This is a genomic window from Paenibacillus sp. FSL F4-0122 (genome assembly GCF_038002845.1).
Taxonomy (GTDB): Bacteria; Bacillota; Bacilli; order Paenibacillales; family Paenibacillaceae; genus Paenibacillus_AQ; species Paenibacillus_AQ odorifer.
This window is the reverse complement of the sequence record NZ_JBBODI010000001.1, coordinates 6,549,130-6,574,118: the sequence shown is the minus strand read 5'-3', so window position 1 is coordinate 6,574,118 and position 24,989 is coordinate 6,549,130. Positions and strand designations below refer to the sequence as shown.

At 45.0% G+C, this 24,989-nt stretch carries 20 protein-coding genes; 15 read left to right on the top strand and 5 right to left on the bottom strand.

What is annotated here, in order from left to right; genetic code table 11:
- Positions 1–8 precede the first annotated feature (8 nt).
- Positions 9–1,484 (bottom strand): aminotransferase class I/II-fold pyridoxal phosphate-dependent enzyme, encoded by a 1,476-nt coding sequence (locus tag MHH49_RS28915; protein ID WP_036686120.1) that lies wholly within the window; start codon positions 1,482–1,484, stop codon positions 9–11.
- A gap of 97 nt (positions 1,485–1,581) precedes the next feature.
- Here MHH49_RS28915 and MHH49_RS28910 point away from each other — a divergent pair, with 97 nt between their 5' ends.
- The 4 genes from MHH49_RS28910 to MHH49_RS28895 all read left to right on the top strand — a co-directional run bounded on the left by MHH49_RS28910 (position 1,582) and on the right by MHH49_RS28895 (position 6,219).
- On the top strand, positions 1,582–2,871 hold the full coding sequence (locus tag MHH49_RS28910; RefSeq protein WP_341138706.1) for an MFS transporter: 1,290 nt from the start codon (positions 1,582–1,584) through the stop codon (positions 2,869–2,871).
- Positions 2,872–3,252: 381 nt separating this feature from the next.
- Positions 3,253–3,849, top strand: a complete 597-nt coding sequence (locus tag MHH49_RS28905; protein WP_036686566.1) for a hypothetical protein — start codon at positions 3,253–3,255, stop codon at positions 3,847–3,849.
- 261 nt (positions 3,850–4,110) lie between these two features.
- Positions 4,111–5,526 (top strand): NADP-dependent phosphogluconate dehydrogenase, encoded by a 1,416-nt coding sequence (gndA, locus tag MHH49_RS28900; RefSeq protein ID WP_038570246.1) that lies wholly within the window; start codon positions 4,111–4,113, stop codon positions 5,524–5,526.
- Positions 5,527–5,670: 144 nt separating this feature from the next.
- Entirely contained in the window at positions 5,671–6,219 is a 549-nt protein-coding gene (locus MHH49_RS28895; protein WP_244886472.1) for a shikimate kinase, read from the top strand.
- A 4-nt stretch (positions 6,220–6,223) separates the two neighbouring features.
- Here the strand turns inward: MHH49_RS28895 and MHH49_RS28890 are convergent, their stop codons facing one another.
- Positions 6,224–6,529 (bottom strand): rhodanese-like domain-containing protein, encoded by a 306-nt coding sequence (locus tag MHH49_RS28890; protein ID WP_038570249.1) that lies wholly within the window; start codon positions 6,527–6,529, stop codon positions 6,224–6,226.
- A gap of 110 nt (positions 6,530–6,639) precedes the next feature.
- On the opposite strand from MHH49_RS28890, the gene aroA reads away from it, so the two are divergent.
- The 7 genes from aroA (at position 6,640) to MHH49_RS28855 (ending at position 16,118) form a co-directional block, all read left to right on the top strand.
- A complete protein-coding gene (gene aroA / locus MHH49_RS28885) occupies positions 6,640–7,932 on the top strand; it encodes a 3-phosphoshikimate 1-carboxyvinyltransferase (protein WP_036686127.1) in 1,293 nt (430 codons plus the stop codon).
- 75 nt (positions 7,933–8,007) lie between these two features.
- Positions 8,008–8,442, top strand: a complete 435-nt coding sequence (locus MHH49_RS28880; RefSeq protein WP_076212713.1) for a CoA-binding protein — start codon at positions 8,008–8,010, stop codon at positions 8,440–8,442.
- Positions 8,443–8,916: 474 nt separating this feature from the next.
- Entirely contained in the window at positions 8,917–9,585 is a 669-nt protein-coding gene (locus tag MHH49_RS28875) for a hypothetical protein (protein ID WP_076147289.1), read from the top strand.
- A gap of 783 nt (positions 9,586–10,368) precedes the next feature.
- Entirely contained in the window at positions 10,369–12,255 is a 1,887-nt protein-coding gene (locus tag MHH49_RS28870) for a glucose PTS transporter subunit IIA (RefSeq protein WP_036686132.1), read from the top strand.
- Positions 12,252–14,021: a phosphoenolpyruvate--protein phosphotransferase gene (gene ptsP, locus MHH49_RS28865; protein ID WP_036686134.1), complete on the top strand. Its 1,770-nt coding sequence runs from the start codon at positions 12,252–12,254 to the stop codon at positions 14,019–14,021. Before MHH49_RS28870 ends, ptsP begins: the two co-directional genes overlap by 4 nt.
- Positions 14,022–14,200: 179 nt before the next feature.
- Positions 14,201–14,731 carry a sigma-70 family RNA polymerase sigma factor gene (locus tag MHH49_RS28860; protein ID WP_094902125.1) on the top strand — a complete coding sequence of 177 codons (531 nt, stop codon included), beginning with the start codon at positions 14,201–14,203 and terminating at the stop codon, positions 14,729–14,731.
- A complete protein-coding gene (locus tag MHH49_RS28855) occupies positions 14,724–16,118 on the top strand; it encodes a DUF4179 domain-containing protein (RefSeq protein ID WP_076212710.1) in 1,395 nt (464 codons plus the stop codon). The genes MHH49_RS28860 and MHH49_RS28855 overlap by 8 nt, the downstream gene beginning before the upstream one ends.
- A gap of 92 nt (positions 16,119–16,210) precedes the next feature.
- On the opposite strand, the gene MHH49_RS28850 is transcribed toward MHH49_RS28855, so the two are convergent.
- Positions 16,211–16,735: a type 1 glutamine amidotransferase domain-containing protein gene (locus tag MHH49_RS28850; protein WP_341138705.1), complete on the bottom strand. Its 525-nt coding sequence runs from the start codon at positions 16,733–16,735 to the stop codon at positions 16,211–16,213.
- Positions 16,736–16,944: 209 nt separating this feature from the next.
- Here MHH49_RS28850 and MHH49_RS28845 point away from each other — a divergent pair, with 209 nt between their 5' ends.
- From MHH49_RS28845 to MHH49_RS28835, 3 genes are all read left to right on the top strand, one after another.
- Positions 16,945–17,409 (top strand): hypothetical protein, encoded by a 465-nt coding sequence (locus tag MHH49_RS28845; RefSeq protein ID WP_038570275.1) that lies wholly within the window; start codon positions 16,945–16,947, stop codon positions 17,407–17,409.
- 252 nt (positions 17,410–17,661) lie between these two features.
- A complete protein-coding gene (ccpA, locus tag MHH49_RS28840) occupies positions 17,662–18,672 on the top strand; it encodes a catabolite control protein A (RefSeq protein ID WP_036686140.1) in 1,011 nt (336 codons plus the stop codon).
- Between the two features lie 92 nt (positions 18,673–18,764).
- Positions 18,765–19,460 (top strand): 5'-methylthioadenosine/adenosylhomocysteine nucleosidase, encoded by a 696-nt coding sequence (locus MHH49_RS28835; protein ID WP_036686141.1) that lies wholly within the window; start codon positions 18,765–18,767, stop codon positions 19,458–19,460.
- Between the two features lie 3 nt (positions 19,461–19,463).
- On the opposite strand, the gene MHH49_RS28830 is transcribed toward MHH49_RS28835, so the two are convergent.
- Positions 19,464–20,096, bottom strand: coding sequence for a GNAT family N-acetyltransferase (locus MHH49_RS28830; protein WP_036686143.1), 633 nt, complete (start codon positions 20,094–20,096; stop codon positions 19,464–19,466).
- Between the two features lie 159 nt (positions 20,097–20,255).
- Between MHH49_RS28830 and acsA the strand changes: the two genes are divergently transcribed.
- Positions 20,256–21,980, top strand: coding sequence for an acetate--CoA ligase (gene acsA / locus MHH49_RS28825; RefSeq protein ID WP_036686145.1), 1,725 nt, complete (start codon positions 20,256–20,258; stop codon positions 21,978–21,980).
- A gap of 82 nt (positions 21,981–22,062) precedes the next feature.
- Here the strand turns inward: acsA and MHH49_RS28820 are convergent, their stop codons facing one another.
- A complete protein-coding gene (locus MHH49_RS28820; protein ID WP_341138704.1) occupies positions 22,063–24,975 on the bottom strand; it encodes a transglycosylase domain-containing protein in 2,913 nt (970 codons plus the stop codon).
- Positions 24,976–24,989: the final 14 nt, after the last annotated feature.

Genomic DNA, 24,989 nt, shown 5'->3' with positions numbered 1-24,989 from the left:
GATGGATCTTAGGATATAGGATCGGCTTCAACAATCACCTTAACATTAGTGATGCTGCGGTCCTCAGGACCTTTAACCGGCAGACCGATTTCGACGTGGTCGATAATGTAGTCGATATTATCCTGAGTAATGACTTCGCCAGGGAGGAGAATCGGTATCCCCGGTGGATATACATAGATAAACTCTGCAATGATGTACCCGGCAGATTCGCGGAACGGAACTAACTGAGTGTCAGCATAAAAAGCATCTCTTGGAATCAAAGCAAGCTGCGGGATTTCTGGAACCTGAACCTTCAGTTCATAGATTTCACCCTTGCTATAATGGATGGCGGACAACACCCGCAAAGCAGCTAATAATTTATCTACTGATTCTTGAGTATCACCTGGGGTAATAAGGCAAAGAATATTATACATGTCACTCAGTTCAACTTCGATGTTGTATTTCTCACGCAGCCAGTTTTCGGTTTCGTAACCTGTGATCCCTAAATGGCGAACATGAATGTTAAGTTTGGTTGGATCTAGATCGAAAGTTGCTTCAGTTCCAAGTATTTCTTTACCAAAACTGTACAAGCCTTCGATAGTGTTAATGGTCTCGCGTGCGTAGTTGGACAATTGGATCGTTCTTTCCGCCATTTCATGTCCGTTCAGCGCGAGATTACGTCTAGATGTATCGAGAGACGCCAATAAAATATATGAGGTTGATGTTGTTGTCAGCATGCTCATAATGGTCTGCACCCGTTGTGGGTTAATCAGCCCAGTCTTCGCATTTAGATTCAGTACCGAGCTTTGCGTCATGGAACCACCAAGCTTATGCACACTAGTGGCAGCTATGTCCGCACCGGCCTGCATGGCCGATACCGGCAGATCCTCATGAAAATGAATCAGTACTCCATGTGCCTCGTCCACCAGTACGGGTACCCCGTAACGGTGAGCCAGGTCGACAATCGAACGCAGGTCGGCACATACGCCGAAGTACGTTGGATTGATAACTAGAACTCCTTTAGCGTCTGGATGACGCTTTAACGCTCGTTCCAGCGCACTGGTGGTTATGCCGTGATCTATCCCGAGATTCTCATCCTGTACAGGCGAGACGAACACAGGCTTGGCTCCGGAGAAGATAATGGCCGACATTACGGATTTATGAATGTTACGCGGCACAATTATTTTTTCACCCGGTGAGCAGACAGAGAGGATCATCGTCATGATGGCATTGCTCGTGCCCTGTACGCTAAAATACGTATAGTCGGCGCCGAAAGCCTTCGCAGCCAGCTTTTGAGCCTCCTGGATTACGCCAGTTGGCTGATGTAGATCATCAAGCGGTGCGATGTTGATTAGATCTATGGATAGAGCGTTATCGCCGATAAACTCACGGAATTCGGCATCGGTTCCTAGCCCCTTCTTATGCCCGGGAATATGAAATTGAACTGGATTGCCGGCGGCATGCTTTTTTAGAGCTGTGAAGAGGGGAGTACGGTGTTGATTCATTTAATGCTGTCACAACCTTTCGCGAATAGTTAATTTTTAAGGCAAGCATCAGTATAACAAAACAATCTTCAGAATACTAGGATTTGGATGTGATAGAATGTCCACGAAAGCTGAACAACGGATGAATATTAGTTTAGCATCACCATTTATTGTGGAGATGTGGGTAATTATTTTTTTAGTTGAATTTGTTAAAGGTTCGCTGCTTGTTGCCTTGTTGCCAGTGTATATGGAGAATATACTGGGCCTGTCGGTGACAGTAGTGGGATTCGCTTTTGCCCTACAGTATTTGGGGGACAACGTCTTCCGCAGCCCTTCAGGCTGGGTTATGGAGCGCATAGGGTTCCGCTGGACGATGACAGGTGCATTGTTGCTGATTCTAGTAGCCATTGGCTTGATAATCTATGCCAAAACGGCCGTTGCGTTATCCATCGCCTGTCTCATTCTTGGGATCGGGACATCTCCGCTTTGGCCATGTGTGATGACCGGAATTACCGAACTCGCCGGATCAACCAAAAGCGGCAGTAGTGGTGCGGCCATGGGCGCTGTTGAGATGGCCTCTCTCGCAGGAACAGGAATCGGTCCAATTGTTGTGAATTTTTTAATGGATCAGGGTGGACAGAGTTATCATGTGGCTTTTCTGGTCTTGTTAGGTTGTGCTGCCGCTGTAGTTGTAGTAGCCCTTTTCTTACCTAAACGAATCTCTTCCAGCGGGTCTCATGCTGTCGTGAGGGACATGCATGGACTTGGCGGAGCAATGGATCGTAAAAAGCTTAGTCCGATAGAAAGTATAAAAAGAACGCTGCATCAGGTGAGAACTACCCTGAAAGTCAGCAGATGGCTGTACCCGGCGTTGTTCCTACAAGCCTTCGCCATTGGCTTGATGACGCCTGTAGTTACCTTGTTTGCACGTACAGAGCTGCATGTTAGTCCCAATCAATTCAGTTTTCTCCTCATCGCAGGGGGAGGGATTACAGTTCTTGCACTTATTCCCGCAGGCAAGCTGGTGGACCGCATAGGGACAACGGTGTTTCTGAATATAGGTTTTTTGTTAGCTGCCTTTTCACTGGCCTTTTTCTCTCAGGTTCGCTGGCTGCCACTTGCCTTTATCGCGGTGGCACTGGTCGGTATAAGCTACGCGCTTATCCTCCCGGCATGGAATGCCTTTCTGGCTAAGCAAGTACCTAAGGGAGAACGAGGGACGGTCTGGGGGTTGTTCCTGACACTCCAAGGATCAGGAATGGTAGCGGGGCCAGTTTTGTCAGGAAGATTATGGGATCATGTAGGACATGGTGTCCCATTCCTGGCAAGTGCCATTGTAATGCTGCTGCTCTTCGGGCTGCATCTGCTTATTGTGCATAGAACGAAACAGAAATTTAAGACTAGCTGAGGAAAATAAAGAGCCGCTGATAACCGAAGAATGATCCGGTATATCAGCGGTTTTTTTAGAAAATTAGAAGGACATAAGATATAACGGAAGTAAGTTTCGAAGGTCTTCTGTATGACACTGTGCAGCTGAAGGACTAGAACGTCTATGCTCCAAAAGGACTAAAAGGCATTAAAATTCTCGCTCAGCGTTTGGAGAAAGGCTGTTGCGGGTAAAAATAGTCAATAAACCAAGTTACCGCTACATAAACTGAAGTATAAAATAAGATTAAGACGAACGCAAAAAGGAAGTTAACTCAAGAAGAGGTCCGGCAGCCATGATTACTCTGGAATTGAACTAATGAAGGCTGGCTTTACAGATGTGAAGCTGTTAGGGGGGAGTGCCGTGAACAAAAACGACGAGGTGGAATATTGTAACCTGGAACTGCGGTTCGACAGACAGCATATCCAGGACCTGATCAAGGATTTGATTCAAGAAGGTTATTCCCTATATTGGAGCGAGAATGAACAGGTCTTTGTGATTTCGGTCCGTACGGGTCGCAAGTTAGTGAAATTGCGGTTTCAAAGGATTAAGGACGGCTATAAGCTTGTGGGCGATTATATGATCCGTGATGCTCGCTTGTCAGAGTGGATGGAGAAATTAATTGGGGATATGCGCGGGCATGCTATCGTTAAGCGTTTCCGGGATCGGCAGATTATTATTGAAAATATTCTGTTTGGCGAAGTGATTCGCCTGGTTGAAATTTCTGGTTATCAGCAGCGTGTGTTATATCAGAAGGGACCTATGCTCACAGATGAGGAGCTGACAAGACTCTTTTATTCTATTGAAGGGGAAGAACGGGTTCGCCAGCGGAGAATTGAAGTTGATGAACAGTTGGATCGGTTAAATGATGCATTAAAGGCTGGAGATACGGTTCGCGCGGACAAATGTCGAGCTGAGCTTGCCTTTTTGACCAAGGAATTGTTTATGTTAGAATGGTAAGCAAGTGCCGGGCAAATGTTCTTTCAAGGCACCCTGTTCATCGGGGTGTCTTATATTTGTATTGGAACTTGCAGACAGGGGTTCACTTCTGACGTTAAAAACGTTAAAATAGTCATTGTGATCATTTCTTGGTCTGAATTTGTCAATGAAATTGATCTCTATTCGCAGGGCAGGCTTTGCTGTCTCTGATAAAGGGTGGTATTCTTATACTGCGAGAAATGGATTTCACAAAAATATAGGGTGCAAAGGGTGGAGGACCAGATGGCAAAACAACAAATCGGCGTTATTGGCTTGGCGGTAATGGGCAAGAATTTGGCTCTAAATATCGAAAGCAAAGGTTTTTCCGTATCCGTATTCAACCGCTCCCCGGAGAAGACACATGATCTTCTTGCTGAAGCGGAAGGTAAAAACCTCGTAGGCACATTTTCTGTTGAGGAATTTGTAGCTTCGCTGGAAACACCGCGCAAAATTCTGATCATGGTTCAAGCTGGTAAAGCTACTGATGCTACCATCGAGCAACTGCTGCCGCATCTTGATCAAGGCGACATCATTATCGACGGAGGGAATGCTTACTTCCCTGATACAGTTCGTCGTAGTAAAGAGCTGGAAGAAAAAGGTTTCCGCTTTATCGGTACTGGAGTTTCCGGTGGTGAAGAAGGTGCTCTTAAAGGTCCTTCGATTATGCCAGGTGGTCAAGAAAGTGCGTATAAACTTGTAGAGCCTATCCTAACGGCAATCTCAGCCAAAGTGGACGGAGAGCCTTGCTGTACATATATCGGACCTGACGGTGCAGGACACTATGTTAAAATGGTGCACAACGGTATCGAATATGGTGATATGCAATTGATCTGTGAAGCTTATCAGTTGTTGAAAGATGTTCTAGGTCTGGATGCAAAAGAACTTCACAATATTTTCAAAGAGTGGAACAGCGGCGAGCTCGACAGCTACCTGATCGAGATCACTACTGATATCTTTGCTCAATATGACGAAGAAACCGGCAAACCTATGGTTGACGTTATCCTTGATTCCGCTGGCCAAAAGGGTACTGGTAAATGGACAAGCCAAAGCTCACTAGATCTTGGTGTACCTCTGTCCATGATTACCGAATCCGTATTCTCCCGCTTCCTGTCTGCTATGAAGGATGAGCGCGTAGAAGCAAGCAAAGTGCTTAACGGACCAGAAGCAACAACTTTTGAAGGCGACAAAGCCGAATTCATCGAGAACGTGCGTAAAGCATTGTTCGCGAGCAAAATCGTATCCTACGCGCAAGGTTTCGCTCAACTTCGCGTAGCTTCCGACGAATATGGATGGGATCTGAAATATGGCGAGCTGGCTAAAATCTGGCGCGGCGGCTGCATTATCCGTTCCCGTTTCCTACAAAACATCACAGATGCTTATGAGAACAATGCAGAGCTTAAGAATCTGCTTCTTGATCCTTTCTTCAAGAATGTTATGGATAATTACCAATCTGCATGGCGTAAAGTCATTGCTTCTGCGGTAACTTTGGGTGTTCCAGTCCCTGGATTCTCCAGCGCATTGGCTTACTATGACAGCTACCGTACAGAACGTTTGCCTGCTAACTTGCTTCAGGCTCAACGTGATTACTTTGGCGCTCACACCTTCAAACGTGTGGACAAAGAAGGCGTCTTCCACCACAACTGGATGGCAGCAGAATAATCTAATTGACTGAATGACAAGCGGCCCGGACGGCTTCACCAGAAATGGGGAGCCTTTCGGGTCTTTTTTTACTGGAAGAAGCGGATTGTCTAATGTTTTGACCCTGTGTTATGATATGACAAATATCGCGGTTGGAGGATAGTCATGGCTGGGGATACAGAAGAACTAAAAACGATGAGTCAGGAAGATAAGAACAAAAACATTATTTTAGTAGGGATGATGGCGACTGGTAAGTCAACTGTTGGTGCTATTTTGGCCGAGGAGCTGGGCTATGAGCTGGTTGATTTGGATCATGTCATTATTGAGACTGAAGGCAGAAGCATTGCAGAAATCTTCGCAGAAGATGGTGAGGAATACTTTCGAAGCGTAGAAACTGCGGTTCTTAAGCAAATGCTAGAGTCTGAGAATAAATTAATATCCACTGGTGGTGGCGCGGTATTGGCGCCGGGGAATACAGCCTTAATGCTGAGTAAAGGGCATGTGGTTGCGCTAACGGCAACTGAGGAAGAGATTATTGCACGTGTTAGCGGGGATCAGAATCGTCCGCTGCTCGCCGGCAATGCAGAAGAACGGGTCAGACGAATCATGGAAGATCGCCAGGATGCATACCTATTCGCGCATTACACGGTCGATACAACGGGACTGACTGCGGCAGAAGTGTCGCAACATATTTTAATGCATTACCGCGGTTGAGCTTTTAAGAGAGTGTCTCATTCCATTCAATCATACCACCGCTGAGGTTCGCAGCGTTATAACCAAACTGCTGTAGATATTCGCAGACACGTTGGCTGCGGGCACCGGAACGGCAAATGAAGATCACTTTGGCGTCGCTTGGAATATCCTCAGTACGGTGTGGAATTTCTCCCATAGGGATATGTTGTGCACCTGGAATCATCCCAGAGGCCACCTCTTCGTCTTCGCGAACATCGATGAGTACAAGGTCTTCACCTGTCTCTATACACTGCCGTAATTCTTGCGGTGTGATTTGTGGTACATTATGCATGGGTTTGACCTCTTTTCATCAGAAGAATGGTTTAATGATAACACAAGAACAGAATACCCTGTCAAACGAGCATTACATACCCACTACATCTACTAAGGAGAGTTTATATTATGGACGTTATTGTTAGGCCAACGCCATCTCTGCAAGGAGAATTTGGAGCCCTCTCTTCCAAAAACTATACGACACGTTATCTGCTGGTTGCGGCATTGTCTGAAGGAGTAAGTACGATTTATCATCCTGCACATAGTGAGGATAGCGACGCGATCCGTCGCTGCATAGCAGATTTGGGTGCTGTGCTTACAGAGGATGAGGAAAAGATTGTGATTCAAGGCTTCGGACGTCATCCAAAAGACGTTAAAGAACTTAATGTAGGAAATGCCGGAGCGGTGCTGCGTTTTCTTATGGCTGTGGCCGCGTTAAGTCCTGAGGTTACTTTTGTAAATACGTATCCAGACTCATTGGGCAAACGTCCGCATGACGACTTGATTGTGGCGCTGGAACAGCTAGGTGTTCAGGTGGAGCATAATGAAGGGAAATTGCCAATCACGATCCGTGGGGGTAAACCGGTTGGAGGCAGAATTACTGTCTCTGGTGCAGTAAGCTCCCAGTTCTTAAGTGCTCTATTATTCCTGACACCATTGCTTGAAGAAGATAGTGAAATTATTGTCCTCGATGATTTGAAATCGAAGGTTGTCGTGGGCCAGACCTTGGAAGTGTTGGAGCAGGCAGGTATTGTGGTGCACGCTGCGGATGATTACATGTCCTTTAAAGTTCCAGGTCGTCAAGCTTATGCAGCTAAGTCATATACTGTTCAAGGTGACTACCCAGGCTCTGCGGCAATCCTTGCGGCGGCTGCCGTTACAAAGTCGGATGTGAAAATCCACCGTCTTGCAGAACAAAGTAAACAAGGTGAAAGAGCCATTGTTGATGTGCTGCGGATGATGGAAGTTCCTCTTACTCATGAAGAGGGCACAGTACATGTCCAAGGGAACGGTATCCTAAAAGCTGTTGAATTTGATGGAGATGCTGCAACCGATGCGGTATTGGCCATGGTGGCTGCCGCAGTATTTGCAGAAGGCACCTCCCGATTCTACAATGTTGAGAATTTGCGTTATAAGGAATGCGATCGCATTACCGATTACTTAGCAGAATTAACCCGTGCCGGAGCTAAGGTAGAAGAACGCCGCGATGAGATAATTGTTCACGGTATGCCTGAAGGTGTCGAAGGCGGAGTCACCATTAATGCGCATTATGACCACCGCGTAATTATGGCACTATCCGTAGTGGGCCTGCGTGCGCGTAAACCTCTTTTGATTAAGGATGCACATCATGTGGCAAAATCTTATCCGCAATATTTTGATCACTTGCGTGCGCTTGGTGCGAATGTGGAGTGGGTACAATAGGAATGAGGGAGCTAGCGTATCTAGCTTCAGTTAAACAAGGATCATTAAGTGTAACTATGGAAAGGGGCACTACTTATGAGCTTTGAGAATCCAAGTCGGGAGCAGATCGGAGATATCCTTGCTTCCGCAGGTAACATTGCTGTTGTCGGCTTGTCAGACAAAACAGACCGAACCTCTTATATGGTCGCGGGCGCCATGCAAAGCCGGGGATATCGGATCATTCCCGTTAACCCAACGGTGGATGGTGAGATCCTGGGAGAAAAGTGTTATCACACTTTAGCAGAAATTCCGGAGCCAGTGGACATCGTCAATGTATTCCGTCGAAGCGAACACTGCGCAAAGGTCGCGCAGGAGGCTGCTGACATTGGCGCACGTGTGCTGTGGCTCCAGCAGGGTATCGTTAGCGCAGAAGCCGCTAAAATCGCCGCTGAGCACGGTATGATCGCCATTATGGACCGCTGCATCAAGGTCGAAGAAGCGATCACAATGCATGGGCGTAGCCGGCAGTAGGGTTGGTCATATACTGTTGAACTGAACACTGAGTTAAGTGTGTGGTGATTACAGTTATCGTTGACCAACGGACGTAACAAGGAACTGACGAATAACGAACTAGCTGGTGAAGAATGAACTAGCTGATGAAGAACGAGCTAGCTGGCGAAGAACGGACTAACTGGTGAAGAACGAACTAACTGGTGAAGAACGGACTAACTGGTGAAGAACGAGCTAATTGGCGAAGAACGAACTAGCTGTTATGAATGAGCAAAAGTGCAATAAACTAACTAGGTTTAAATTTATGACGCTGAGGTTATAGCAAACTTAGATGATGGAGATCAGCCAAAGTAAGAGGTATTGTGTAACAAAAGGTGCGATTTTTAATGTAACTCGCCTGTTGAGCTAGTTATAATGAGATTAGACGAAGAACGTCCTTTAACCGCTTTTTGCGGTGAAGGGCGTTTTTTTATTTTGTAGGGGAGGCTATAGGTTATGGAGTTTGAAGAAGCGCATGGTTTGTTTATCGACCAACATATGAAATCAAGAACAGGTGAAAAAAGAGGGAGGCTGGTTAGAGGCAATAATTTTGCGGAAAAGCTATTTTTGCAGAATGTATGGTGGCCTATGTTTGAGTCCCTAGACGATTTGCATCCAGAATACGAAGTATATGACTGGAATCGCAAATCACAATTCTTGGACTTTGCTTTTCTTCCGCAGACGGGCAGCAGCTTTGGGATCGAGTGTGATGGATATCAAAGCCATGTGAAAGATATGGACCGCGAAAAATTCAACTATTCAGTAAATCGGGACACTTTTTTGACTGGGATGGGCTGGAGGATGATTCATTTTTCTTTTGATGATATCCAGCAACGTCCCGAGGTCTGCCGGATGCTGTTACAACTGGTGCTGGCGCCTTACTTGGCTCGTAATTCTGCTAGCGTAGCTATTTTGTCTGAGGAAAAAGAGGTTCTGCGTTTCGCTTGGCGTCTCGGTAGACCGGTTCGTCCAAAGGATGTGGCCACGCATTTCTGCATTAATTTCCGTACGGCGCGTCGATTGCTGCAATCATTAAGTGAGAAGGGGTTGCTGAAGCCGGTTAATCAGGGAGAAAGAATTCGGTATTATGAGGTGAAGGCTCTCAGACCAGATCAAATGTGGTAAGAGGATCTTTAGAGTCTGCGCAAGGGAATAATTGCACTTTGTACAACTAAATCGCCGGAATAGTTATCTAAATGCGAAATAGTTGTACTTTGTACACTTAAAACGCATCAAATATTAGATGAAGAGGGAAATCATTAAAAATAGTTGTATGAAGTGCAGTTAAAAAAGTGCTCAGAGTAACGTCGATATGAATAGTTGCACAAAGTACACTTAAACTCAGGTGGAATTCCTAACTGTGAGTTTAGGGTGTTGGAGATAGCTAATGGGGGGAGAAAAGTTCGATGTTATGAAGCGAATGCTCTGAGATCAGATCAGTTCAGACCAAACCAGACCGGATCAGACCAAATCAAATCCAATCCAATTAGGTATGCTAGGGACATCTATACGATAGCTGCGCAAGGGAATAATTGCACTTTATACAGCTAAATCGCCGAAATAACTATCTAAATGCGAAATAGTTGCACTTTGTACACTTAGAACGCATCAAAGATTAGATGAAGTGGAAAATCACTAAAAATAGTTGTATAAAGTGCAGTTAAAAAGGTGCTCAGAGTAACGCCGATATGAATAGTTGCACAAAGTACACTTAAACTCGATTCTGACTCTGTAGTATTAATAGCTCCACGTAAATACCAGCCGTTCTATGGATACTAATGAATAAATGTTTAGTGGAATGTGAGAATATTTGTTTTAAAAATGTAACGTGAAGATCTCATGAGTTTCTTTTGACAAAAATCCCCGCAGCGCTTACCATTCAATATAGAAAGAAAGGAGAGGGTAGCCTTGAATTGGCTCGGATCATTGCAGCAATTGGGCAGAGCCATAATGCTTCCTACCATGGTACTGCCGGCGGCAGCCATTTTGCTGAGTTTGGGCAGCTTACCTTGGTCTGCATGGGGACTTTCTTCGGTGTCTGAAGTGGCTACTTACGCGGGGCAGGCAATATTTTATTATATGCCTTATTTGTTCGCTGTAGGTGTAGCATGGGGGTTATCCAATCAAGCCGGAACAGCGGGTCTTGCAGCGCTGGCTGGGATGTTCACTTACGACCGAATTGTCACCCAAATGGGAGACGGGCTTGTACAACCTGCAACACTAATCGGAATTTTGCTGGGGATCGTTGCCGGTGTCGCGCAAAACCGGTTTAAAAATATTAAGCTTCCAGAGGCGATCCAGTTTTTTGGAGGGTCGCGTTTTGTTTTGCTGTTCATGGGCTTATTTTCTGCCGGGTTCGCGTGGGTAATGTTAGGAATATCTCCGCTGCTGCAGATTGGGCTGGATAATCTTTTTCAGGGAATATTGCAGACGGGCGGGTTTGGCGTTTTTATCTATGGGGTCCTATATAGGGTTCTGACCGCTTTTGGACTACATCATATTCTTAATAATGTGTTTTGGTTTCAATTTGGGAATTTTACGACTCCTGATGGCAGTGCTGTGGTTCAGGGGGATTTGCCGCGTTTTTTTGCAGGCGATCCTACGGCGGGGATTTTTATGGCGGGGTTGTTTCCGATTATGATGTTTGCGCTGCCTGCCATTGCTTTTGCAATTATTCAGGAAGCGCGCGAGGATTTGAAGCCCAAGATTAAAAAGACTTTTGTGCGTGCGGCGTTGGTTTGTTTTCTGACCGGGGTTTCGGAGCAGATCGAATTTGCATTTTTATTTGCTTCTCCGTATTTGTTCGCGGTACATACTGTAATGTCCGGTCTCGCAATGGTACTGACCTACATGCTGGGAATCCATCACGGGTTCTCCTATTCGGCTGGAGCCATTGATTTCTTCTTGAACATGCATTTGTCACAGAGGGCTTGGCTGCTGATTCCGATTGGTATCGGCTATGGGATTGTATACTATAATTTATTTCGCTGGGCGATTCGCCGTTTTCAGATCCCGACACCGGGGCGTGAAGAAGGTTCAGAGCTTGGGGATTGGGCCGGCAATATCCCTTATCAGGCACCGCTAATCTTAGAGGCGCTTGGGGGCAAGGAGAATATTGTACAAGTGCAGTCCTGTATCACCCGTCTGCGGCTTACGGTTCATAATGACCGATATATAGATACTGGAGCGCTTAAAGGTTTGGGTTCCGCAGGGATTATCAAGCTGGGCGGCGGAAATGTCCAGGTAGTATTTGGCACGTATTCTGAACTGATCCGCGAGGAGATTAACAAGCTTATGCTTCGTGATTTGCCGCAGGTGCTGTTCAGTTCGCCAATGCAGGGCAGAATGATGCCTATCGAGGAAGTGCCTGATCACATTTTTGCAGCTAAGCTAGTGGGCGATGGGGTTGCATTTTTGCCGGAAAAAGGGGAACTTACTTCACCCGTATTCGGGAAAGTTATGCACGTCTATCCTACAATGCATGCCGTGGGTATTTCGACGCCGGAAGGGCTGGAAGTACTCATGCATATAGGGATCGACACTTCACAGCTCAAGGGACCCTTTGAGGCGGTTGTAAAAGAAGGCGACAGCGTGGAGCCAGGTCAATTGCTTGTTAAATTCGACCTCGCTTATTTGCGTGAACATGCGGCCTCATTGGCTACACCGATGGTGATCACGAATCCTGATCGGGTCAAATCATGGAGCTATGCTCCATTTAAAAATGTTAAAAAGGGGCAATCATCAGTAATGTCCGTAGTCTTACACGAAAGTAACGTTGGAGGGATTGAAGGATGATACAAGGCATAGGCGCAGCAGCAGGTGTAGCTATCGGGAAGGCCTTTGTCTTGCCGAACTGGGAATGGAGCTTACCGGATACACAAGTGAACCCAGTGGATCTAGCTAAGGAGTTTGAGCGTTTATACGAAGGTATCCGTACCTCTAAGGACGAGATTGAATTCATCAAAAAAGAGTTCAGAGAAGTGGTAGGTCCGGAGGAATCGAGTATTTTTGATGCTCATCTGGCGATCTTAGATGATCCTGTGTTCATGAGTGAAATCCGCGGGATCATTGAACGCCAGTACAAAGCGGCAGAAGTAGCTGTGAAAGAAGCGATTGATCATTTTGTAGCGATGTTTGATCTGCTAGACGATGAGTACATGAAGGAGCGGGCGGTTGATATCAAGGATGTCGGAAACCGTCTTTTAAAACATCTTTTAGGCGCTCCAGAGGTTACGTTACCATCGGATACACAGCCATATATTCTTGTTGCGAAGGAGTTGTCTCCTTCCCAGCTAGCTCACTTGAATCCAACTTATGTTCTAGGTATTGTCACCATGATGGGCGGTAAAACCTCACATTCCTCCATTATGGCTCGTGCGCTAGGCATTCCGCTTGTAGCGGGCTTGGAGAATAATCTGTCTAATCCTATTCAGACCGGGGACATGCTTGTGATCGACGGCGATACCGGATCTGTACAAATCCATCCAGATGAACTTACGATAAATGAATATGTAGCGATTCGGGATAAACAGCATAAAAAGAAAGAGCAGCTGGAACTGCTCGCCACCGTGGAGGCTGTCACCAAGGATGGTGTGAACCTGCGACTTGCCGGCAATATCAGTTCAGTTAAAGAACTCAACATAGCACTTAAGTATGGTGCTGAAGGTGTAGGCCTGTTCCGTACAGAGTTTCTTTATATGGACCGCAGATCTTTCCCAACTGAGGATGAACAATTTGAAGTGTATAAACAGGTTGTCGAGAAGGTGGGCAATAACACTGTAGTGATTCGTACGCTGGATATTGGCGGGGACAAGCAGTTGGATTATATCCAGCTGCCTGAAGAACAGAATCCTTTCCTTGGTTATCGGGCGATTCGCATCAGCTTGGATCGATTGGATATGTTCAAAACCCAGCTAAGTGCCATTTTGCGGGCAAGTGCATACGGGAATGTAAAGTTAATGTTTCCGATGATTTCTTCCGTAGAGGAAGTGCAGGCGGCAAAAGCTGTTTTAGAAGAAGTGAAAGCTGAGCTGGAGCAACGAGATATCCCTTTTAACCGGAATCTTCCCGTGGGTATTATGATTGAAGTTCCGGCGGCGGTTATGATTGCGGATTTATTGGCTGAGGAAGTTGACTTTTTCAGTATCGGCACTAATGATTTGGTTCAATATGTGTTAGCGGTAGACCGTATGAATGAACAAATTGCTCATATGTATCATCCGTACCATCCAGCGGTTCTGCGAATGATCCGTATGACGGTAGAAGCGGCACGTAATGCCAAGATTGATATCAGTGTATGTGGTGAAATGGCGGCGGATGAGCGTTCTTTGCCTCTTTGGCTGGAGCTGGGAATTAGAGATCTCAGCATGTCGCCGCAGGCGCTGCTGAAGGTTAAACACCGCACACTGAACACATTGGCCAAGGATGCCAAAAGAATTGCCAAAGCGTGTTTCCATCATCGTACAAGCTCAGAGACGGAAGAAATGTTAACTGCGTTTGCGCAAAAAAGTGGCCTTACGCTTGGATCAAGCGGAGAACTACAGGAGAAAGCCTCATCCTAAAGTTACTGTAACTTTTATTCAATTCATATCAAGGTTCGGCATTCTTGCCGAGCCTTTTTCTATATTTATGACATACTTTTAAAAAAACAAAACCGTTTACCCTGCAGCGCAGTCAATACATAGAGAGAGTTACACAGAACCGATTTAGGAATAAAGGCAAGGGGGGAGGCAGGCCGAAAATGGATCACATTATAAATGATGAAATGGAAATGGCCGCTACGGACGAAGAGCTGTTTTATGAGCAAGTGGCTGGACAGAAAAGAAAACTTTATAGCATTGCCTACAGCTATTTGCGAAATGAAGCGGATTCGCTGGAGGTTTTGCAGGAGGCAACCTGCCGCGCATGGATTAAACGAAAGAGCTTAAAAGACGCGGAGCGGTTCGCTCCTTGGTTAACACGTATTTTGATTAATTGCTGTAATGATGAGCTGAAGCGCCGAAAGAGGAATACAGTCGCAGAAGCTGCTCGAAGTGATGAGGGAATCATGGAGATGAAAAGTGACCGCAGACTGGACATGGAACAAGCGCTGGATGGAGTGAAACCCAAATATCGCCAAGTGCTGGTGCTCAAATATTACAAGGATATGACCCTTGCCGAAATTGCAGAGGTGCTGGATAAACCAGAGGGCACAGTGAAGACATGGCTGAATAAAGGATTAAAACAATTGCGTGACAAAATGAAGCGGAAGGGGGAGCTATTTTATGGCTGAGTCTGAAGAAAAGCTGCTTAAGGATTATTTTCAGAAAATCGATGCGGAGGCAGAAGAAATTTTGGATGTAAAACTGGACACTGCGATCCGCAGGGGGATGCAGCAAGGGAACCGTACACGTTTGTCTTTTAGTAAAAGGTACGCTGTTGTTGTATTGGTGGTCTTGGCATTCGCCTTACTTATAATTGTGCCTTGGGCAAATCAGATGATAAATCCCGTACGTGCACAATTACCTCCAAAAAGCTGGGGCCAGCTTGAAGTGTTTAGACCCGTTATTGCTAATAATCTGACGATTAAATCAGCACTTGATGCAGGGATGATGAAGGAGGTAAGTATCTCTTCTTCTGAGGTGGACGGGATAACATGGACTGTTAACGGAATCATTGCAGATCGAAGAGGCATTGCAGTGCTTTATACAATCCAGAACAATACGGATCAGAAGATGCGTCTTTTTGGCTTGTCTTTGAAAAAGACTCCAGAGGATAAATACCACCTTAGTGGATACAGCGGGTTTAGCACTTCTAATGCACAAGAGGTTGGGTCCCCTGGGACGACTCGTATGTATGAGCAAATCGTCTGGGATAAATATCAGGATGAGATACCAGAGGAGTTGAATATCACATTATCGCTTTTTCCAGATGCTCTTAGTCAAGTTTTTAATAACAAGGATATAAAAGAAATGGGTGTCAAAATTCCACTGGAAGCCGATAACAATTATTTTCAAGGAGAACTTGTTGATTTGAAGGATAGTCTGTCTATCGGTGGACAGAAAATTATAATGGACCAGGTTTATATTGGACCTACGGGTATTTATATGCGGGAAACCTTTGGCAGAGAGAATACAATGAGGATTTTTAGTTTGCTATCACCTAAGCTTGTCCTCGGAAAAGGGGATCATCAAGAGGAACTAATGCGGGCAAGTGGATCGAATATTTACCACAATGACAATATGAGACCTAATGATCCAATCAAACTTGAAGTTGAAGGAATCTCTGCTCTAGATCAATCAGAGGTCGAGCTTGTGATTAACACGGAAACGCAGCAGATTTTAAAGGCACCGGATAACTCTCTCTCGATTTCCAAACGGACCGCGGACGAAGAGCAGGGGATTATAGTATTGGATTTATTGATTCCCAAAAAAGTTGAGGAGTTGCATGAAGCAACCGGTTTTGGGATAGACGATAATTTTGTGGATAGCGCTGGAAGCGGACATTGGCTTGTACATGATAATTACTCCGGATATAGAGAGTATAGAGAGGATGCAAAAGGAACTACAATAACTTATTTTCTTAACGTGGGTCAAGAAAAGCTGCCTCAACCTTTGACCTTTAGGTTTACAAATTATCCAAATATGATCATGGAGACGGATTCTATGCGGATCAGGTAATAATTTGGAATTTTAAACGCCTCAAATCAAAAGCCCTGCTCCTCAAATTGTGAGAAACAGGGCTTGTTTGATTTTAAACTATATACCTATGTTTATTCCCCAGCAAGTGCATCGCAAAAGGCTTTGCCGTATGGCGGAAGATCTGGCGGGCGGCGAGCGGAAATGATATGTCCATCCGTAACTACAGCCTCATCCTTCCAGATGGCTCCGGCATTCTCCATGTCATCACGGATGCCCGGCGTGGAGGTGACGGTTACACCTTCCAGAATTTTAGCAGAAATTAATACCCAGCCTGCATGGCAGATCTGCCCAATTGGTTTTTTAGCCGCATTAAAATCCTGTACTAGCTTTAGAACGGCACTGTATCTACGGATTTTATCAGGAGCCCAGCCGCCTGGAACCAAAATCCCATCATAATCTGCGGCATTAAGCTCGTCCCAGGAGTATTCTGCTTTAGCAGGTACGCCATATTTACCGACGTATGTCTTATCTTTTTCCAGACCTGCCAAGTGAACCTCGGCACCTTCTTCTCTCACCCGATACACGGGATACCAGAGCTCCAAATCTTCAAATTCATCGTCTACGAGTGCTATGACCTTTTTACCGGCTAGTCTCATTTAGTTAAGCTCCTTTCTATTCCCATGATTCTTTCATTATTCTATCAAATTTAAAATATGAAGTCATCTTTAGGGATGTAAATTATAGACAAATTGCCAATTTAATCATTATATGCAATAAAGGAGGGTTTTAATCGAGTGGAGTCGAATATAGAAGTTGAAAAAGTCAAACTTTGTGCTTTATTAATTTTGTGCAAGAGGTGTAGAAGATGTATAAAGATAATTTGATGGAGAAGTTGTGCAGTTGTGGTGGCCTCATGAACTTACATATGCATTCTTTGATTTTTAATACGAAGATGAAGATTACGCATGTTCCTGTCTATACCTGCCCAGAATGCGCTAGTTATGAACCTTTGCAGTTTATTAAAGCAGATCTAGGCAAATTAGTAAAAGAACTCAGTGGAGATGATCCTGGAAAAGATTTTTTGTTTACGGAGAGAAATGAATTGGCCAGTGTATTAAAAGAATCCTTGTCAGAAACTATAATAGGGGGAATATCAGAACTAGAGACGATAATCCGAGAGAGGATTCAGACCCGAGTCGATATGCTTCTCGATATCTATCGTTTAGCTGAGAAGCTGTCAGACCAGCATTGGATGGAAGAAACTAGTCGAAGATTGTCTCAATTATCCTTCCAAATGACTGAAAATGAAGATTATAAAAAAATTGTGTGAAAATAATGAAAATTTTTCACGGAATGTTGGATTTTTCACTCACTTTTTGTTACGATAGATAGAAGTTACATTATTGATGCTCTTGGACAGGTTAACCAGCACTGGTCACAATTTTAATCCAGGGTGACGTTTTCAGCCTTGAAAGAAATTTTGAAAGGAAAATGAAGCGTTATCATTGCACAAATGTACAAAGTGTCGTATCATATTTTTAATTAGTCGAACGATAAAATTTATCGCAATGGAGAGAGTAATTTGACGGTAACCATTTACGATGTAGCTCGAGAAGCAGGCGTATCTATGGCTACGGTATCACGGGTTGTGAATAATAACCCTAACGTGAAACCGCAGACCCGGAAGAAAGTTTTTGAAGCGATTGAACGTTTGGGATATCGTCCCAATGCCGTGGCAAGAGGTCTTGCCAGTAAGAAAACGACAACCGTTGGGGTTGTCATCCCTGATATTTCAAACTCGATTTTTGCAGAAATTGCACGCGGGATTGAAGATATCGCGAACATGTATCATTACAATATCATATTGTGTAACGCGGATAAGCGTAAAGAGAAAGAAATTCGTGTCATTAATACCCTTTTGGAGAAACAGGTCGATGGTCTGCTCTTCATGGGGGGTACAGTAACTGACGAACATATTCAAGCTTTCCAGACTTCTGCAGTTCCGATTGTTCTATGTGCTACACGGGATGAGAAGGGAACTTATCCTTCCGTTGACATCGATCATGAAACCGCTGCTTTTGATGCTGTGAACACATTGATTCGTCACGGTCATCGTGAGATTGCTATGATCAGTGGCACACTGCAGGATCCTGCAAATGGATATGCACGTTTCCATGGTTACAAGAAAGCACTGGAACAGGCAGGAATCGAGTACCAAGAGGATTTGGTACGCATCGGTAACTACCGCTATGAATCTGGTGTAGAAGCAATGAAGTATTTCCTTGGACTCAAGAAGAAACCAACCGCTATTTTTGCGGCAACGGATGAAATGGCTATTGGCGCCATTCACAGTATTCAAGATGAAGGTCTGAAGGTACCGGATGATTTCTCCATTATTAGTGTGGATAACATTCGTATGGCTTCGATGGTTCGTCCTTTGCTGACAACTGTAGCTCAGCCTATGTACGATTTGGGCGCGGTTGCGATGAGACTTTTGACCAAGCTTATGAAGAAAGAAACCGTTGAGAATCCGCGGGTTATCCTGCCTCATGAAACGATTCTCCGCTTGTCGGTTAATCATCTGAATAAGTAATTTAAGAACTGAACAGTTATTCCGTAAAAAGCTCCTTATGGAGCTTTTTATGTTTTTATTTATTAAACAAATCATCAAAGGAGGCATTTGCTGTGAGTGAAATCATCGGATTAATCGGAGCGATGGATGAAGAAATTAAGCTGCTTCTAGAAGGCATGGAGGACAAGCGGACAAAAGTTAAAGCAGGTATACAATATTACATAGGAAATATATTAGGCAAATCCGTAGTGCTCTGTAAATCTGGGGTGGGTAAAGTAAATGCAGCAGTTACGACTCAGCTTCTAATTGATAATTTTGGCGTATCCCGTGTGCTGTTTACGGGGGTTGCTGGTGCTGTACATCCTGAATTGAATATTGGAGATATTGTTATATCGTCTACATGTGTACAACATGACATGGATGCTACGGGGCTTGGGTTCGCAAGAGGCGAAATTCCTTATCAGGAGACTTCCGTCTTCCAGGCAGACCCTGCGTTAGTACAGCTTGCTGAGAAGGCATGCAATGAGTTAGGTCAAAAGTACTTGATAGGCAAAGTGTTATCTGGTGATCAATTCATTTCTAATGCGGAGATGGTAGCTGAATTAAGAGAGCAAATGGATGGAGCTTGTGTGGAAATGGAAGGGGCGGCGGTTGCCCAAGTCTGTCATATGAACGCCACGCCCTTTGTCATCATTCGCTCGATGTCAGATAAGTCTGATGGATCAGCTGAGGTGAATTTCAGAGAATTTACAGTACAATCTTCACAACGCTCGCATTCTATATTAGAATTTATGCTGCAGCATATTTAATGCTCAATACATGAAACGTTGTCTAAAACGTACTCTGTCAAAGGTCTCCTGAGAGGACATGGGCACCTCTTGTCCAATGCGAACCATTAGGCAGTTAGCGGGATGTGAGCAGATTTCCGGATCATCCGTAGCATACCAAACCATATTAACGGTCTTCATCAGGCGTTCCATCATTTGGCGATAGGCCCACACGTCCAGCCCACTGCCTTTTAAATCCCAGTGCCAATAATACTCTGTTGTAAAAACAATACAATTCTCTAATTGCTCCCGTTCAAAAGCAGTAGAAATCAGCAGCCGGCCTAGTCCGGCCCCTCTATAATCATTACTCACCTCTATCGCTCCAAGCTCAATAAGATCCTCCATCCCACCCTGTGACCATAACTCCATTTCATCTGGATAATGGAAGGTCACATAGCCCACTATGACATCATTCTCTACCGCAGTAATCACACGGCCTTCTGGCAAGCTGGCGATCTCTACGAGCGCCTCTTGCTGCTCTAATGGCCTGCGAAAAGCATCTAGATCCTGATGCATATGCAGGGCTTCAAGGTCCTCAGGAGATCGGGGTCCGCTCACAGTTATCGTTCTACCCATATAGGAGAGAGTATGGGAAATAGGGATTTTGCGATGCTCCATGACAGTGCTCCTTTCAGATCAAAAAAATGGTATGTAAACGCTTGCTATGGTATACTAATTCAGACATAAAAAATTCACATTCACTGCATTGACATCATTATTTAAAACATGAGTCTTACCCTTAAAGCTTAAATCAAACGAGTGAGGGAGGCAAGAGTGATGGGTCAAGTCCATAGCGAAATTTTGCCGGGTCGTGTGCAGAGCTCCAATATGTCTGATTATGCGGAGGCAGTAGCCAATTTTGAGTGGGAGGATGTTGAACGTAATTTCTCATGGTATGAAACCGGCAAGGTTAATATGGCCTATGAAGCCGTTGATCGCCATGTTGATGAAGGGCGGGGAGCGGCAACGGCCCTACTCTACAGTGACACTGTACGGGAAGAATCCTATACATTTACCGATCTGCAGGAACGGTCGAATCGGTTCGGAAATGTATTGCGTAAATATGGCATCGGTAAAGGAGATAGGGTATTTATTTTTATGCCTCGCCAACCGGAACTGTATTTCAGTCTGCTAGGTATTCTCAAAATCGGAGCCATAGCAGGACCCTTGTTCGAAGCCTTCATGGAAACAGCAGTTAAGGATCGTTTGGAGGATAGTGGAGCCGTTGCGCTGGTAACTACGCCTGAATTGCTGCATCGGGTCAAGCGAGAAGAGCTTCCGGAGCTTCGTCATATTTTTCTAGTAGGTGGAGCAACAGATATTGAGCAAGGAAACTTAGGGTTCGCAGAAGAGATGGCTAACGTTTCTGCTGATCTTAATTTAGAATGGCTTGATTTGGATGACGGCCTTATTATGCATTATACATCTGGTTCTACAGGAAAGCCCAAAGGCGTTTATCATGTGCATAGAGCAATGATTCAACATTATTATACAGGCAGAGTAGTGCTAGATCTACGTCAAGACGATATATACTGGTGTACGGCAGATCCTGGCTGGGTGACCGGAACTTCATACGGCATATTTGCCCCTTGGTTAAACGGGGTGACCAATGTAGTTAGAGGTGGCCGCTTTAGTCCTCAGGATTGGTATAAGACAATCGAACGGAATAAGGTATCTGTATGGTACAGCGCACCTACAGCTTTTCGTATGTTGATGGGTGCAGGGGAGCACTCCTTACAGGGGATTGATTTAAGCAGCTTGCGCCATGTTCTATCGGTTGGTGAACCGTTAAATCCGGAAGTGGTGCGGTGGGGAGATAAATTTTACAATCAGCGTATACATGATACTTGGTGGATGACTGAAACAGGGGCACAATTGATTTGTAATTATCCGGCAATGGATATCAAACCAGGCTCAATGGGCCGTCCGTTACCGGGGATTGAAGCAGCGATTCTGGATGATCGGGGAAATGTTCTTCCACCGTTCTCTATGGGGAATCTTGCGATAAAAACTCCGTGGCCGTCCATGATGAAAACGATCTGGAACAATCAGACGAAGTATGAGGAATATTTCCGGATTCCTGGCTGGTACATTTCTGGCGATTCCGCTTATATGGATGACGAAGGATATTTCTGGTTTCAGGGACGAATTGATGATGTTATCAACTCTTCTGGTGAGCGTATTGGGCCATTTGAAGTGGAGAGCAAATTAGTGGAACATCCGGCAGTGGCAGAAGCGGGTGTAATCGGCAAACCGGATCTTGTGCGGGGTGAGATTATTAAGGCTTTTATCTCGCTTAGAGAAGGTTATACTCCAACTGCTGCTCTGAAAGAGGAGATCGCCGCTTTTGTCAAAGCGGGCCTGTCTGCACATGCTGCGCCGCGAGAAATCGAGTTTAAGGATAAACTACCGAAGACACGATCAGGTAAAATCATGCGGCGTGTACTGAAGGCATGGGAGCTGCATCTTCCGACAGGAGATCTATCCACGATTGAGGATTAGAATGAATTGTAAAAAACACCGTTCCCGGATGAATCCATGGGAACGGTGTTTTGCTGTGTAAAGTTATTTATTAATCTTTGGGCTAACGTGTCCCTGCATTATTACCTGTTGTGGGATTATTACTGCCCCCAGTACTGTTACCTCCACCGGCTGGTGTTTCCGTCGGTAGCGGGAGAATGTTACCTGGATCCTCAATAATGTCTCCTGGTGTCGTCTCAGGCTCTGTAGGCGGCTCTGTGCCAGGTTGTTGATCAGGTGTAGGAGTTGCTTCTGGTGTTGGTGTAATCCCTCCAGCAACGCTGCCAGAAGCCGTCTCATTACCTGCAACATCCACGGCGGTTACATAGAAGGTTGCATTAGCACTTGCCGGTGTACCCGGCGTGAATACCTTGTTCTCATCTGCCATGAGTATAGATTGCTTTTGGAAAGAACCTCCATTTAATGAACGATATAAGCGGTATCCCACAACATCTGCCGAGCTGCTAGCGGAGAAGCTGATGACCGCTTTACCAGTGCTATAAGAGACGTTAACATTTCCAGGAGCAGCAGGGGAAGCCCCGTCGTCCACTCGTGGATCAACTTCTGTTGGGAAATCCGTCTTGGCATCGGCTGGCATATAATACTCCAGTGATTTATGATCCTTCATCTTAGGGAAGGCAGCAAGGAGTTCTTTGACGAGTTCCTGTATCGGCTTCTCACGTTTAACGACGATTTTTTCCTTTAGGAACTCCTCTGGAGTACCTTCCAACGGGATATAATTGACGCCTTTGTAAGTAATATACTTGGCTTTGGAAATCCCGTCGTCGCTCTCTTTTGGCACATATTTTGTATTAAATATATCCGTTGTGAATTTATCAGTCAGAGATGTTGGCAGTTTGCCGCTATATGCGGAAACTGTCTTTTTGATAATTCCTTCAGGCTGTGCAAATTTGTCTGTGACGAATAGTTCCGGCTGTTTATCAATGACAGCATTCAATACTTTTGCCCATAATGTTTGGGCTTGACGTTTTTGTGTATCTCCCGTAAGAGTGTTGATTTGCTCTTTGTAACCGACCCACATTCCCAATGTGACATCAGGAGTGTAGCCCATAAACCATACGTCCCCATAATTCTGGGTAGATCCAGTCTTACCGACAATCGGAATTTCTTTAGAGTGTTTGTATGCTCTTTTTACGGTGCTGGCTGTACCCTCTGTAATTACAGTTCGCAGCATATCTGTCATTAGGTAAGCTGTCTGCTTAGAGAATACTTGCTCAGGATTAACCTTGTGCTGATAGATAATTTTGCCCTCTGAATTGACGATTTTCTCAATCATGTAGGCATCATTAAAGGCTCCCTGGTTGCCGATAGCGGAATAGGCATTGGTTAACTCTTCTACGGATACACCGTATTTGAGACCGCCTATAACCCCAGTCTGCGCGCTGTAATCATCATCTGTGAGGGTGGTGATCCCCAGCTTTTTAGTAAAGGCCCAAGATTTCTCTATTCCGACCTTTTCATTAAACAGCTTAAGCGCAGGCAAGTTGAGCGATTTATTAAGTGCGTAACGGGCAGTGACCAGACCTTGATAGCGGTTATTGGCATTCTTGGGAATATGGAATCCTTTTCCGCCGTCTTTTAGAATAATTGGCGCGTCATCCACAATCCCGGCAGGCTGAATCAGCCCTGCATCTAAGGCTGGTAAATAAGCTGAAATTGGCTTCATAGTCGATCCGGGCTGACGGATCATTTGGGTAGCATAATTCATCTGCTCAATATTGAAGTCGCGGCCCTCAATCATGCCGAGAATGGCTCCCGTTTTGTTATCAATTAACATGCCAGCCGTCTGTTCCATACCTTTGGTTTTGCTGTCTTTAGTAAAATTATTGCTGTCTTCTGAGACACTATGCATTGCATTGTAAACTTTTTTATCAATAGTTGTGTAGACTCGATAACCGCCGGTCATGAGCTGCTGTCTTGCTTCTTCAAGTAACACGGCATTGTCAGTAGTGCTATTGGCATCCGTTGTGCCATTTTTCTCTTCATTCAATGATAGAAGGATCTCGGATGCTTTACGCTCAGTCTCCATCATCAGGTATGGATATGTAGCATAGGCTTTTTTGGTATGTGGCGCCAGAGAACTCTTGATATCAAATTTAAGGGCTTCATCATATTGAGAGGTAGTGATCTTATTCTCCTCAAGCATACGACGAAGTACAAGATGTTGACGGTCCATAGCTCTGTTGAAAGCTTTTTCGTTGAATTCACCTATGCCATTAAATGCAGAATAAGCAGAAGGGAGCTGCGGAAGACCAGCCAAATACGCTGCTTGAGCGACATTCAATTTGTCCAGATCGTCTAGACCGAATATCCCCTTGGCTGCTGCTTTAATCCCGAAAACATTGTAGCCATTCGAACCATTGCCGAAAGGAACCTTATTTAGATAAGCCGTTAATATTTCTTGCTTGGTCAAGAAGCGTTCCAATCTAAGAGAAAGTAGAATTTCTTTTACTTTACGATCTTCTGTCCGATCCAGATTCAGGAATACACGTCTTGCGAGCTGCTGGGTGAGTGTACTGCCTCCGGTCTGAACGGATTCGTTGAGAAGCTTTTGTTTGACGGCACGCAGGGTGCCTTTGAAATCCACGCCATTATGCTCATTAAAATTATTGTCCTCTATTGCGAGAACTGCATCGATAATAAGCTGGGGGATATCGTTGAATTCAATGAGCCTTCGGTCTTCTTCTGTCCGAAGCTGGCCGATCGGTGCGCCGTCTCGGAAATAAGCGAATCCGGTGATCGCATTTTGACTGACCTGCTGCTGAATCATTTCTTCGGAGCGAACAGGTTCATCCTTCACAATGGAAGCGACATAGCCTGCTACAGCACCACCGGCAAATAGAACGCCTATTATTCCAAGAATAAACATCCACTTAACTACAGAACCGAACCTGCTTAGGGCGGATCTGCGGGGTGAAGGCTTCTTAGCGTTTTTTTTCTTGTTCTCTTGAGCCATCGACGATAATTCCT